General features: G+C 68.0%; 10 protein-coding genes. 4 read left to right on the forward strand and 6 right to left on the reverse strand.

Annotated features, from left to right (window positions below; all coding sequences use genetic code 11):
• Window positions 1-22: 22 nt before the first annotated feature.
• Both HEQ16_16360 and HEQ16_16365 read right to left on the reverse strand, forming a co-directional pair.
• Complete coding sequence (locus HEQ16_16360) at window positions 23-3,592, reverse strand: AsmA family protein (protein ID MCO4055583.1); 3,570 nt, start codon at window positions 3,590-3,592, stop codon at window positions 23-25.
• A 56-nt stretch (window positions 3,593-3,648) separates the two neighbouring features.
• Window positions 3,649-5,064: an FAD-binding protein gene (locus tag HEQ16_16365; GenBank protein ID MCO4055584.1), complete on the reverse strand. Its 1,416-nt coding sequence runs from the start codon at window positions 5,062-5,064 to the stop codon at window positions 3,649-3,651.
• A gap of 161 nt (window positions 5,065-5,225) precedes the next feature.
• Here HEQ16_16365 and HEQ16_16370 point away from each other — a divergent pair, with 161 nt between their 5' ends.
• Together HEQ16_16370 and HEQ16_16375 are read left to right on the forward strand one after the other, a co-directional pair.
• Window positions 5,226-5,774: a thioesterase gene (locus tag HEQ16_16370; protein MCO4055585.1), complete on the forward strand. Its 549-nt coding sequence runs from the start codon at window positions 5,226-5,228 to the stop codon at window positions 5,772-5,774.
• Window positions 5,775-6,030: 256 nt separating this feature from the next.
• Window positions 6,031-8,400 (forward strand): UvrD-helicase domain-containing protein, encoded by a 2,370-nt coding sequence (locus tag HEQ16_16375; protein MCO4055586.1) that lies wholly within the window; start codon window positions 6,031-6,033, stop codon window positions 8,398-8,400.
• Window positions 8,401-8,630: 230 nt separating this feature from the next.
• Here the strand turns inward: HEQ16_16375 and HEQ16_16380 are convergent, their stop codons facing one another.
• Together HEQ16_16380 and HEQ16_16385 are read right to left on the reverse strand one after the other, a co-directional pair.
• Window positions 8,631-8,795: a hypothetical protein gene (locus HEQ16_16380; GenBank protein MCO4055587.1), complete on the reverse strand. Its 165-nt coding sequence runs from the start codon at window positions 8,793-8,795 to the stop codon at window positions 8,631-8,633.
• A 26-nt stretch (window positions 8,796-8,821) separates the two neighbouring features.
• Window positions 8,822-9,808: a TIM44-like domain-containing protein gene (locus HEQ16_16385; GenBank protein MCO4055588.1), complete on the reverse strand. Its 987-nt coding sequence runs from the start codon at window positions 9,806-9,808 to the stop codon at window positions 8,822-8,824.
• Window positions 9,809-9,998: 190 nt separating this feature from the next.
• Here HEQ16_16385 and HEQ16_16390 point away from each other — a divergent pair, with 190 nt between their 5' ends.
• Window positions 9,999-10,931, forward strand: coding sequence for a 50S ribosomal protein L11 methyltransferase (locus tag HEQ16_16390; protein ID MCO4055589.1), 933 nt, complete (start codon window positions 9,999-10,001; stop codon window positions 10,929-10,931).
• 12 nt (window positions 10,932-10,943) lie between these two features.
• On the opposite strand, the gene HEQ16_16395 is transcribed toward HEQ16_16390, so the two are convergent.
• Together HEQ16_16395 and HEQ16_16400 are read right to left on the reverse strand one after the other, a co-directional pair.
• A complete protein-coding gene (locus HEQ16_16395) occupies window positions 10,944-11,084 on the reverse strand; it encodes a hypothetical protein (protein ID MCO4055590.1) in 141 nt (46 codons plus the stop codon).
• 82 nt (window positions 11,085-11,166) lie between these two features.
• Window positions 11,167-11,313, reverse strand: coding sequence for a hypothetical protein (locus HEQ16_16400; protein ID MCO4055591.1), 147 nt, complete (start codon window positions 11,311-11,313; stop codon window positions 11,167-11,169).
• A 361-nt stretch (window positions 11,314-11,674) separates the two neighbouring features.
• Here HEQ16_16400 and HEQ16_16405 point away from each other — a divergent pair, with 361 nt between their 5' ends.
• Window positions 11,675-13,525: an aminopeptidase P family protein gene (locus HEQ16_16405; GenBank protein MCO4055592.1), complete on the forward strand. Its 1,851-nt coding sequence runs from the start codon at window positions 11,675-11,677 to the stop codon at window positions 13,523-13,525.
• Window positions 13,526-13,612: the final 87 nt, after the last annotated feature.

The raw sequence follows: 13,612 nt of genomic DNA on the forward strand, positions 1-13,612 counted from the left end.
AGGCGGCCCTGGCGGTCAGAACTCAATTCAGCGCGCCTGTCGGGCGTGAGAGCGGCGGCGCCAGCGGCGTGATGCTGACTGGCGGGGGCAACGCCGGCGCAGCCTGCGGGCCACGCGGCTCGGCGGCGGATATGCCCGGCTGCTGCGCAGGGGCGGGCGCTTCCGTCGATGCGCGGGCCGCCCGCTCGGCCGCATCGCGCTCTGCACGCGCCCTCTCCTCGCGCAGCCTGTCCTGCCGCGCCTGCTCAAGACGTGCCTGCTCTTTTCGCGCCTGCTCCTGCCGGGCCTGCTCCTCGCGGGCACGCTCCTCGCGCAGCCGTTCCTCGCGGGCGCGGGCTTCGGCGGCGATGACGCGCAGCTCCTCCTCGCGCCGCTCCCGTTCGGCGCGGAGCCTGCGATTGAACGCGGCGCGTTCGCGGATGTCCGCCTCCAGCGCCTCGACCCGTTCGATCTCCCGCTGCAGCGCCCGCTGGGACACCGCATTGGACAGAGCGCTGACATCATAGCTGCGGGCCGGCGCGCGCCAGTCGCCCCGCCAGTTCACGGCAATCTGCGGCAGCGCGCCGCTCCAGCCCTTTGGCGCGCTGCGCCCCTGCATCGCCGCCCGCAACTCGATCCGGGCATTTCGCAGATCGAAGGAGCCTGAGGCGCTGAGCGAAGCTGCCGGCTTCTCGTCGGCAAACGGGGAGAGGCGCGCTACCCCGCCAGCGACCACGAACTGCAGCGGCGCATCCGCCTCCACGCGCCAGCTGCCGCTCTCCAGGCCCGCGCGCACGCTCTGCACCAGTTGGGCTGCGTCCGTCTCGATGATGTCGCCGCTCAACCGCTCCGCGATGCGTTCCAGCGCGGCCGGATCCAGCCGCGCTATCGAAAGCCCACGCGCCGTGAAGCGTCCTGCCCCGGTCAGGGCCGCGATGAGCCGCGCAGGGCTCTCGCCCGACGCGCCAAGCTGCACCTCGACGGCGCCGCTTCCAGTGAAATCGCCGCCGAGCAGACGCTGCAGCTCCACGCCATCGGCGCGGCCGTTGACCCGCAGGGCGAGCAGCCCGCCATTGCGCTCGGCCTCGACCGACCCGGCGAGCTTCAGCGAGGGCGAGGCCAGGTTGATTTGTGTGATCCGCACACGGTCCTCGCCGGCCGAGAGTTGCAGCCGCCCGGCCAGGACTCCGGCTGACGGGACGAGGAAGCGCTGGCTTTCCAGCGCAAGATCGAGCGCAGGCAGAGTCCTGCCCGGCGCGAAGCGCGCGCCCGACCAGATCCCGTCAGCAAGCGGCGCAGCGCCGGCCCCCAGCCATCCCGCCGCCAGCGACATATCGAAGGTTGGCACGACAAGCCGCCCGTTTGCCGAGCCATCCGCCTTCAGCTCGAGCGCTCCGGAGAGCCTTGCGCCCCCGATCTCCGCTTCCAGCCCTTCGATGCCGAGGCCGCCCTCGGTCGGGCGCAGGTCGAAGCGGCCCTGCACCGCGCCTGCCCCCGCCTGCGCTGCGGCGGCGGCGGGCAGGATCGCGCCAGCCGAGGGTGCGATGAAGCGGATCTGCAGCGGGCCCGCCAGCTGGCCTGGCTGGTCGGGCGCCCAGGCCCCGCGCCCCTCGGCCGAGAGCCCGTCTGCGCCGCTGAGCAGCAGGCTCGGACCGGACGCGCCCAGGCGGGCGGTGAGACGGCTTGCGACGGCGCGCTGCTCCGGCTCCGGCAGGCCCAGCGCCTGGAACAGCAGCCCGCGCTGCGACGAGGCGAGCGCAACCTCGCCCGTCTGAATCACGCCGCTTGCGGACACCTGGCCGCGAGCCTCGAGCCCGAGCGCGCCCGCCTGCCCCGTGGCAGCCACCGACCAGCCGCCTGTGGCCTCGCTGACGGTGCCGGACAGGCGGACTGGCGATAGCCCGCGCATCGCCCTGATGGCCTGCGTGAACGGCGCGGCAGGGCTCAACCGCTCTGCGAGAGCGGCGATGGCGTCGGCCCGGCGGGCCTGCAGCTGGAAACCCGGCGGCTGGCCGGATGCACCGCGCGCCACGTCGAGTTCGAGCCCGTCAAAGCCTCGCGCGCTCGCCGAACTGAGCTGCCAGCGCCCCTGCTCGCGGCTGACGACAAGGCGCGCCGTGCCTGGCGGGCTGCCGCCGATGGTCAGTGATTGGCCGGTCAGATCGAATTCCAGCGCCTGCGGCGCCAGCGCGGCGAGCGCCGTGAGCGGCCGGGCGAGGAAGAGCAGGTCCGCGCCCGCGAAGGCGGCGCCGATCCGGATGCGCCCGGCGCTGGCATGGCCCGCGCCGCTGGCCTGCCCGAAGCGCCCCTGGGCGCGCCATTGGGCGATGCGCCAGCTCGCCCCGTCGGGCACAATGGTCGCCTCCCCGGTGAGTTGCCCAAGCGCGGCGATGTCTTCGGCCAGCCCCTGGGGCATGTCGAGCCGCTGCATGGCGAGCGCGATGCGCCGCAGATCCGGCGCGTCCATCACAGCGCGGATGGCTTCGCCCCCATCGAAGGAGAGCTGCGCCCCGGCGAACCGGATCTGGCCCCGCAATGGCGCCCAGCCGGCAGCGCTGCGACGCAGAGCCAGCTTCACGTCGGTGGCCTCTTCGCCGCGATAGCTGATCTGGTCGAAGCTCATGTCGACATCAGCATCGGGCAGGGCCGCGAGCGGCGCAGCCAGTTCCCGGGCCGGGCGCAGGATGGCGTCGGCCCCGGCCAGCCAGGCCGCAAGATCGACGCGGCGCGATTGCAGCGTGACGCGACCCCGCTCGCCTGCCCTGCCCGACCAGGTGGCCTCCCCTTCGAGCCGTCCCATCGGCCCGCCATCCAGCGTCAGCGCCGACAGGTTGAACCCCGCTCCGGAGGCTAGAAGGCGCGCATTGAGCGTCAGTGGCGGCGGCGCCTCGCCTTCGCCGGCAAGCGCCAGCACGATCTGCCCCTCGGGCTGGAAGACGGCGAGGCCTTCGCTGCTCTGATCCAGGCCCAGCCAGCCATCGAACTCGCCACGTCCTGCGGAGGCGCTGACCGCCAGCTTGAGGCGGGTCCGACCAGCCGGGTCCCTGTCGCCCGTCGTCAGCCTGACCGAATATCCAGCCACCTCGCTGTTGATCCGCCATGGCGCCGCTCCGCCCGGAAGACTGGCTTCGAGTGCGAAAGGGCCTGAAGCGATCATCGAGCCGCCAGCATCCACCACCGCAACCTGCCCCCGCGACAGCGTCAGCTGCGTGATCGCCGGAAGGCTGGCCCGGCCCGAGCCCGCCGGCAGCCGCAACGCCCCGCCCCGCGCCGCGAGCGTCAGATCGACACCATCGAGGTCGACGCGCTCGAGCGCGATCTGGCCACGCAGCAAGGGCGCAAGCTCCATGTCGACGCGCAGCGTGGTGGCGGTGAGCCGGGTGCCGAGCGGATCGGCCTGCCCGATGCGCACGCCCGACACCTCGATCCGCGGACTCGGCAGGAAGCGAAGGCCGATCGTTCCCGTGGTGACGATCTCAAGGCCCGTCGCGCGGCGCAACTGGTCCTCGATCGCGCTGCGATGCTGGTTCCAATCGACGAACAGCGGCGCGGCAAGCGCCGCGAGCAGCGCCACCAGCACCAGTCCTGCAAGGAATGTCAGTCCGTCACGCACCAGGCTTATGTGCGTGTTTCAGCAATCTGCCACAAGGCCCGCCGTTTGCGAGACTCTCAAAAAGTGACGATCTTGCCAGGGTTCATCAGGTTCTGCGGGTCGATGGCGCGCTTCAGCGAGCGCATCATGGCAAGAGCCTCCGGCCCGTGCTCCTGCTCGAGATACCTCATCTTGCCCTGGCCCACCCCATGCTCGCCGGTGCAGGTGCCTTCCATCGCGAGCGCGCGCTGGACAAGGCGCTCGACGAAGGTCTTCGCGGCCTTCACCTCGCCCGCGTCATCCATGTCGACAAGCGGCAGCACATGGAAGTTCCCGTCCCCGACATGCCCCACGATCGGCGCGATCAGGCCGCTGGCGGCGATGTCGGCTTGCGTCTCCTCGATGCAGTCGGACAGGCGCGAGATCGGCACGCAGACATCGGTGGACACGCCCTTGGCGCCGGGCCGCAGCCCCATCGACGCCCAGTAGACATCATGCCGCGCCTGCCACAGGCGCGTGCGGTCCTCCGCGCGGGTCGCCCAGTCGAAGGGACCGCCGCCGAGTTCGGCCGCGATTTCGCCGAAGCGCAGCGCCTGTTCCCTAACGCCTTCATCCGTGCCATGGAACTCGACGAACAGCATTGGCGTCTCGGGCAGCGCCAGCTTGGAATAGAGGTTGCAGGCCTTCACCTGCAGCGCGTCGAGCAACTCGATCCGCGCCACCGGCAGCCCGCTCTGGATCGTGAGGATGGTCGCGTCGCAAGCCGCCTTCACGCTCGGAAACGGGCAGACCCCGGCCGAGATGGCCTCGGGAATGCCCTGCAACCTGAGGGTGATCCCGGCGATCAGGCCAAGCGTGCCTTCGGAGCCGACGAAAAGGCGGGTCAGGTCATAGCCTGCGGAGGATTTTTTCGCCCGGCGCGAGGTCGTCATCACCTCGCCATTGGGCAGCACCACCTTCAGCGCCAGCACATTGTCCTTCATGGTGCCATAGCGAACCGCATTGGTGCCGGAGGCGCGCGTCGCCACCATGCCGCCAAGCGAGGCGTCGGCGCCCGGGTCGATGGGGAAAAACAGGCCGACATCGCGCAGATGCTCGTTCAGCATCTTGCGCGTGACGCCGGGCTCGATGACGCAGTCGAGGTCCTCGGCATGGACCTCGATGATGCGCTTCATCATGGATGTGTCGACCGAGACGCCTCCGAAGGGCGCGTTGACATGGCCCTCGAACGAGGTTCCCGTCCCGAACGGAACGACCGGCACGTCATGAGCGGCGCACAGCTTCACGATGCGCGACATTTCCGAAACGTCCTGCGGATAGACCACGAGATCGGGCGCCTGGTTCTCGATCCATGTCAGCGTGTTCGCATGCTGCTGCCGCACGGCGAGGCTGGAGACAAGCCGGTTGCCCACCATGGCCGCCAGCTCTTGCCGCACCGCTTCGATGGCTTCAGCCGAGGCCGGGCTGCGTCCCTGGCGGATATCGATCTGCATGGGCTCCTCCAGAGAACATCACCCGCCTGTGATCCGTCGCGGTGCTCATTTCGTAACTGATAACTTCGCGACCAAACAACCTTATATGCGCACATACGGATTGTGATCCACGAGCCGCGCCCGACAAACGTCTGCGGTCTCGTCGCGCTGGAATGATGCTGATGCTGCCAGACTGGTCAAAAGCGCCTGCCTTGTTCTTTGCGCCTTGCGTATCCTCTCCGATGCGCGTCGATCCGCAGTGGATCGACTACAACGGCCATCTCAATATGGCCTTCTACAATGTGCTCTTCGATCGGGCGGCGGACGAGATTTTCGGCCTCCTCGGGCTCGGCCCCGCCTACGTTCAGGAACAGGGCGCCTCCTGTTTCGTCGCCGAGGTGCATGTGCGTTACCTTCGCGAGCTGATGGCGGGCGATCCCGTGCGCGTGACGCTGCAACTGGTCGATTTCGACGGCAAGCGCCTGCACTATTTCCTCGAACTGCGCCATGCCGAGGAAGGCTGGGTCTCCGCCACCACCGAAAACCTCGCACTTCATGTCGAGATGAGCTCGAAAAAGGTCACGCCCTTCCCCGCTGACATCCTTGCCAATCTTGCGCTGCTCAAGGCGGCCCATGCCAGCCTCCGGCGGCCCGCCGCTCTCGGCCGCGTCATCGCCATTCCTCATGGCGACGCGACCGCGAATGCCGGCCTCGCCCACGCCAGCGGCTGAGCGGCCGGCGCGATCCGCATCGGTTCCGGCAGTTCGTCTGCGCACAGCCCTTTCATGAACCACTGCTGAAACGCGGCTTATGGCGCGGTTGCGGTCCCGTTCTGCCATGCCCACCTACAGGCCTCGCCGGAGTCGCCTTTCCTGACAGGCTCGTGGTCCCGGCCGCGCTGGCCTATAGTTCCGCGTTAACATCGATTCTTTCGGACAAGCCGGAGCGCCTGCACTCGTGTCGAGCCCCCCAGACCGCGACGATGCCATGATGCATCAGCCTGCACCAGGCAGCATCGCCGCACGCGCGCGCGCCGCAGCGGCACCGGCGCTGGGCTACCTTCACGGCCTGAACCCCGAGCAGCGCGAGGCGGTGGAAGCGACGGAAGGCCCGGTGCTGGTGCTGGCTGGCGCAGGCACCGGCAAGACGCGCGTGCTCACCACGCGCATCGCTCACCTCATTGCGACAGGCAAGGCCTGGCCGTCGCAGATCCTGTCGGTGACCTTCACCAACAAGGCGGCCCGCGAGATGAAGGAGCGCGTGACGCGCCTCGTCGGCGATGTCGCCGAAGGCATGCCATGGCTCGGAACCTTCCACTCGATCGCGGCCAGGATACTGCGCCGCCATGCCGAACTGGTGGGCCTGCGCAGCGACTTCACCATTCTGGACATGGATGACCAGATCAGGCTGCTCAAGCAGGTGATCACAGCCGCCAACATCGATGATAAGCGCTGGCCGGCGCGGATGCTGGCCAGCTTCATCGATGGCTGGAAGAACCGAGGCCTGACGCCAGAGGCCGTGCCTGCGGGCGAGGCGGGCGTCTTCGCCAATGGCGAGGGCGGCAAGCTCTACAAGGCCTATCAGGAGCGGCTCAAGACGCTGAACGCCTGTGACTTCGGCGATCTGCTGGTGCATTGCCTGACGCTCTGGAAAGCCCATCCAGACATCCTGGCCCAGTATCAGGAACGCTTCCGCTACATGCTGGTGGACGAGTATCAGGACACCAACGTGGCGCAGTATCTGTGGCTGCGCCTGCTTGCCCAGGGGCGGCGGAACCTCGCCTGCGTGGGCGACGACGACCAGTCGATCTATGGCTGGCGCGGCGCGGAGGTCGACAACATCCTGCGCTTCGAGCATGATTTTCCGGGCGCGAAGGTGGTCAGGCTCGAGCGGAACTATCGCTCCACCGGGCACATCCTCAAGGCCGCCTCCGATCTGATCGCCCGCAACGAGGGGCGGCTTGGCAAGACGCTGCGCACCGACGACGAACCTGGCGAGAAGGTGATCGTCGCCGGCGCCTGGGACAGCCAGGAGGAAGCCCGCATCATCGGCGACGACATCGAGCTTTTCCAGTCGCGCGGGCTGCCGCTGTCGGAAATGGCCGTGCTGGTGCGCACCTCGGCGCAGATGCGCGAGATCGAGGAACGCTTCATCGCCATGGGCCTCGCCTATCGCGTCATCGGCGGGCCCCGCTTCTATGAGCGCGCCGAAATTCGCGACGCCATGGCCTATCTGCGCTGCGTCCACTCGGACACAGACGATCTCGCCTTCGAGCGCATCCTCAACGTGCCCAAGCGCGGGCTGGGCGACGCAACCTTGCAGCAACTCCACATCCATGGCCGTGCTACCGGCGCATCCTTGCTGCAGTCGGCTCGCGCGCTGATCGAGAGCGAGGAGCTGAAGGCCAGGGTCCGCTCGAGCCTGCGCGAGCTGGTTCAGGGCATTGGTCGCTGGCGGCTCAGGCTCGCACAGGCCAGCCCGGCCGAGACGGCCGAGATGGTGCTGGAGGAGAGCGGTTACACCGACATGTGGCAGAAGGACCGTTCCGCCGATGCCGCAGGCCGGCTCGAGAACCTCAAGGAGCTGGTCCGCTCGCTCGATGAATTCCCCGACCTCGCCGGCTTCCTCGAGCATGTCTCGCTCGTCATGGACACGGTCTCGGACGATGCCGCCCAGCGCGTGAGCCTGATGACTCTCCATGCGGCCAAGGGGCTGGAGTTCGACGCGGTGTTCCTCCCAGGCTGGGAGGAAGGTCTTTTCCCGAGCCAGCGCTCGCTCGACGAGAGCGGCCGGGCCGGGCTGGAGGAGGAACGGCGGCTTGCCCATGTCGGCATCACCCGCGCCCGCCGCCACGCCAAGATCATGTTCGCCTCGAACAGGCGCATCCATGGCCTGTGGCAGTCATCAATGCCAAGCCGCTTCATCGACGAACTGCCCGAGAGCGCGGTCGACGTGGCCGAGGCTGCCTCGAAATTCGGCCAGGGCGGCTATGGCGCCTCGCGCTTCGACCGTCAGCCGAGCTTCGGCTCATCCTATTCCACACCCGGCTGGCAACGCGCCCAGGCATCGCGCGACAAGGCCGCCGCATCTGGTGGCCGCGCGGGCGATGCCGGGTTTGCCGGCCGCAATGATGCCGGGGGCTTCGGTCAGGCCGGGCGCCGCGCGCCCACGCTCATCGAGGGCGAGCTGCTCGCCAAGTCGAGTGGCCCTGCTTCCGGGTTCGGGGTCGGCGCGCGCGTCTTCCACATCAAGTTCGGTCCCGGCGATGTCTACGCCGTGGACGGCAACAAGCTCACCGTCGATTTCGACAAGGCAGGCCGCAAGATGGTGCTCGACGCCTTCGTGCAGCGCGGCTGACCGCAGCGCCACATATCCTTCACACGGCGTTGAACCTTTTCAGGCGCTCCCGCGACCCATGATCGGGGAGCGGATGGACCGCCCCGCACGATCGGGAGCCGCCGCCTGTCGGCCCGCGCCACCCGTCTTGTCCTTGCAGCCGCCGCGACGGGCTCAGGCCTCGCGGGCGCCTTCCTCGCCAATACGGCAGCAGAGGCCTCCCCGCTCAATCGAGGGCTGCCGCCGGTCCATCACAGCGGCGGGAACCCCATGGCCATGGCCACGGCCGACCGCATCTGCCGGTCTGTGGCCACCACCGCCCACATGGTGGCGAGGGCCTGCCCCGAACGGGCAAGCTGCGAGCCGCCCAAACTGAAAACCCGCCGACTTGCGCCGGCGGGCCTGTTTGTCATCATCAAATTGTCATCACCAAGGGCTGGCTTCATCCAGCCTGCTGGATGGCCGAGAGCTTCCAGCCTTCGATGCCTTCGCCTGGCTGGCGCACGAAGGTCCAGACTTCAGTGGCTTCGCCGATGGCGGCGATGTCGCCGTTGACGCACTGGCCGGTCTTGCGGTCAAAGATCGCATCGGAGATCGCATAGCGCATCGCGACTGAGGCATATTCGCCGCCGGCTTCGCGCCAGGCTTCCGAGAGGTCGCCCTGGAGGAGCTTGATGTTGGCGATCTTGTTGATCACGCCCTTGGCTTCGTTGTCCGAGATGTCGCCTTCGAAATAGGAGGCCATTTCCGGGGTCAGAATGGCACGAAGCGCCGGCACGTTCTCGGCGCCATAGGCGGTCTGCACATCGCCGAGCAGCTTCTCGAAGGCGCCGAAGTCATCGCCGGTCAGTTCGATCGGCTGGATGGCCGGCTGCGGGGCGGCGGCGCCGCCCATCATCCCGCCGAACATCTGGCGCTGCGCGCCGTGCTCGGCAGCAGGCGCTGGCGGCTGGGCATCGCGGGCCAGACCCTGCGGGGTGGCCATGGCGGCCTCGCGGCGGCTGCGGATGAGGCGCATGATGAGGAAGACAACGCCTGCGACCAGCGCGATCTGGATCAGGAAGCCGAACAGGCCGGCAAGAGAGGCAAGGCCGGAGAAGAAGCCCGCGCCGGAGAGCATGCCGAACAGGCCAGCGCCAAGCAGGCCGGCGCCCACGCCCATCATCAGGTTGCGCGCCATGGACGGGCGGGCAGCCTGCGCTGCGGCTGCGGCTGCGGCGGGCTGGGCAGCGGGAGCAGGCGTCGTGGTGCGCTGCATCGGCTGCGCGGTGGGCGCGGTCGTGGTGCTCGGAGGCGCGACATTGGTCTGCGAGCCGCGGCTGCCCGAGCTCTTGCCGCCGCCAGGACGGCTTTCGGCAACATTGATGCCGACAACAAGAGCACCCGCAAGCATCGACATCAGGGCAAGGCTATTTAACGTTTTTGGCATGGTATTTCCTCCGGCGACTCAATATCTTTGCCTTTAGATAGTAGAGCTTGCGAATAATTTAAGAGGCGCGATGACTCAAGCGCAAAGATCATGGTGAACGGATTATGGAGCCCGATTCGCCATTCCGGCAAGCGCGAGGGCCCTCGCGACGGCCCTCGCGCCCGCTCAGCGCGCATGCTAGAGCGCGCCGATGCGCGAAGGTCTCCTGCCCCACACCGTCACCACTGTCCTCAAGCTGTCGACCACGGTCGGCCGCGCCCGTGCCATCACCGAATTGCTGGGCGAGGTGCTCGACCCTGGCGACACGGCGGTGTCCGCCTTCGAGATCGATGACGAGGCGGAGGATTCGCCCTGGTTCGTCGAGGTCTTCTTCGCCGAGCCGCCGGACCAGGACGCGATCCGCGACCTGATCGGCCCCATCGTCGGCGAGGATCTGACCAACGCCGAATTCACGGCGGTCGACTCCAGGGATTGGGTCAAGGCCAGCCTTGATGGCCTCAAGCCGGTCAGGGCCGGCCGTTTCCTGGTTCATGGCGCGCATGATCGCGAGGCGGTGCGCGTCAATGACATAGCAATCGAGATCGAGGCGGGCCTCGCCTTCGGCACCGGGCATCACGGCACGACCGCGGGCTGCCTGCTCGCCATCCATGATGAGTTGAAGCGCGGCCGGCCGCGCCATGTGCTCGACATCGGCACAGGCACCGGGCTTCTCGCCCTTGCCGTCGCCAAGCGGCTGAAGCAGCGCGTCGTGGCTGGCGACATCGATGCAGTGGCCGTGGACGTGACGCGGGCAAATGCCGTTCTGAACCATGCGCCCGGGCTGCTGGACCTTTATGTCGCGCCGGGCGTGCGCCATGCCAAGGCGGCGCGGCTGCGGCATTTCGATCTGGTGATCGCCAATATCCTGCAACGCCCCCTGATGCGCCTCGCGCGCCATGTCGCGCTCGTGCTCAGGCCTTCAGGGACGCTGGTTCTCTCGGGCCTGCTGCTGCGCGACGTGGCAGGCGTTCTGGCCGCCTACCGGATGCAGGGCTGGACTCTTGCGCGCCGGAGTTCCCGCGAAGGCTGGGCCACCCTGGTGCTCAGGCGTCGCGGCGCGGCGCCAAGGCCGACGCCGCGCTGAGAGTCTCGCTGCTCAGAACCCGAGCGGGCCGTACTGGTCTTCGAGTTGCTTGCGCGTCTGGCGCATGTCCTGGATCACGGCATCGGTGAAGGCCCAGAGGTCGGCGACGGTGGCGGCTGTCTTGCGGGCAAAGCTGATGATGAAGGCGAGCATGATCTGATTCCTGATTGTGAAGGATAGGCTAGGGGCGCTGGCCGCTGATGTCCGTGCGATGGCGCACAGGCATCGGCGCCATTCAGCAGTTCAAGGGAAGCCTGGCGTCGTTGGCGGGCGAAACCCGCGCCAGTTCAATGAGCACAGGCGGCTTGCCGTCGAAAAGATAGGCTTTTGCGTTGATTTCACGCTGGGCCGCGCGCAGCCGGCTCTCGATCAGCGCATTCACGATGCGGTTCATCAAAGACAGCCGATGAAGGCGCGGCGCGGCTGCACGCGCATGCGGAGCCAGGAGGGAGGCTGCATGGGCAGCGCCGGTCTGGAGATAAGCCATGGTGGCTCCTTTCAGGGTCGTTGACACGAAAAGGCCGTCGGCTCGGTCGTTTCCTGTTGTTCTTGTGCAAAGAAACTGGCCCCTCATGTTGCACTGCGGTAGAGGTGCGCGCACATGCGATGCATGCACCCAAAGCATGACAGGTTAAATCTCGTTAATTCACATGCAATAAACGCATATTGAAATCCTGAGCCCTGGCTGGACGGGCCACAACCTTCCTCCTAGTCTCCGGCCCTCTTCCCAAAAGGACTGCGCTATGCCGGCAGCACCCCACACCGCGCCCTCATCCACCGCTCGCTGCGAATTCCAGAGCTTCGAGGAGCAGACCGATCCTGCCAATGTCGCGCCGCGTCTGGCCGCGCTGCGCGGCTGGCTCGCCGAACGCGGGCTGGCCGGTTTCGTCATCCCGCGCTCGGACCAGCATCAGGGCGAGTATGTTCCGGCCTGTGACGAGCGGCTGGCCTGGCTCACGGGCTTCACAGGGTCGGCGGGCTCGGCCGTGGTGCTGGCGGACAAGGCCGCGCTGATCGTGGATGGCCGCTACACGCTGCAGGCGGCGGCGCAGACCGACCTTGGGCTCATCACGCCCGTGCAGATGGCGCAGCAATCGCAGGAAGCCTGGATCGAGCAGAACCTCCCTGCCGGCACAGCGCTGGGCTACGACCCATGGGTCCACACGCCGGATCAGGTCACCCGGCTCGGGGAGGCGGCCGAGCGGGCGGGCGGGCGCCTCCTGGCGGTGGCGGGCAATCCGGTCGACGCCCTCTGGCAAGGCCGGCCCGCCCCTCCGTCCGGGCGTGTGGTCAGCTATTCCGAGGCGCTGGCCGGCGAAGGCGCAGCCTCGAAGATCGCCCGCCTGCGCGCCGCGCTGGCCAAGGCGAAATGCGACGGGCTGGTGATCAGCGATCCCCACAACCTGTGCTGGCTCCTCAACATCCGCGGCGCCGACGTTCCCCACACACCCATCGCCCTGGGCTACGGCATCGTGCTTGCGAACGGCCCCGTGAAGCTGGTGATGGACAGCGCCAAGCTGTCCGCGCCTGTGATGGCCGCGCTGTCGGGTCTGGCCGAGGCCTTGCAGCCGGACAGCTTCGCGTCGCTTCTGGCCAGCGTCGCGCCGGGCCGCGCCATCCGCCTCGAAGCGGCCAGCGCGGCCGCCGCGATTCGCGATCTGATCGTCGAGGCCGGCGGCAAGGCCGATATCGGGCCTGATCCCATCGCGCTGATGAAGGCTGCCAAGAACCCGGTCGAGCTGGAGGGCTCGCGCGCGGCGCACAGGCGCGACGGAGCCGCAATGACCCGCTTCCTGAGCTGGTTCGCGAAGACAGCGCCGGCTGGCGCCTTGACCGAGATCGACGCCGCAGCGGAGCTGGAGCGCTTCCGGCGCGAGACGAACCAGCTCAAGGAGATCGCCTTCAGCTCGATCGCAGGCGCCGGACCCAATGCCGCGCTGCCGCATTACCGCGTCACCACCACCAGCAACCGCCGCATCGAGCCGGGCATCTTCCTGATCGATTCAGGCGGCCAATATGAGGACGGCACCACCGACATCACACGCACATTGGCCGTCTACTCAGCCAGCGACGAGATGCGCCGTCATTACACGCTGGTGCTCAAGGGCCACCTTGCCATATCCCGCGCCGTCTTCCCGAAGGGGACCACCGGCGCCCAGATCGATGCGCTGGCACGGCTGCCGCTCTGGCAGGCCGGGCTCGATTTCGACCACGGCACGGGCCACGGCGTCGGCGCCTTCCTCTCTGTGCATGAAGGTCCGCAGCGCATCGCCAAGTCAGGCCACACGCCGCTCGAGCCGGGCATGATCCTCTCCAACGAGCCGGGCTACTACCGCGAGGGCCATTACGGCATCCGCATCGAGAACCTCATCGTGGTCGAGCCGAGGACCATCGCGGGAGCGGAGCGCGACATGTATGGCTTCGAGACCGTCACCCTCGCGCCCTATGACCGCGCGCTGATCGCGGTCGACCTGCTGGATGATGGCGAGCGGGCCTCGATCGATGCCTACCACGCCCGCGTTCTCTCCGAGATCGGGCCGCTCGTCCCGCTGCCCGAGCGCGACTGGCTGGAGGCTGCCTGCGCTCCGCTCTGAGACAGCCCGCACCCTATGGCGCAGCGTGAACTGTTACACTATATCAGCTTCATAATTCGCGCAGCCGCCGCCACCTCACGGCCTGAT

The sequence above is a fragment of the Bosea sp. (in: a-proteobacteria) genome (assembly GCA_023910605.1).
In the GTDB taxonomy this organism is placed as follows: domain Bacteria; phylum Pseudomonadota; class Alphaproteobacteria; order Rhizobiales; family Beijerinckiaceae; genus Allobosea.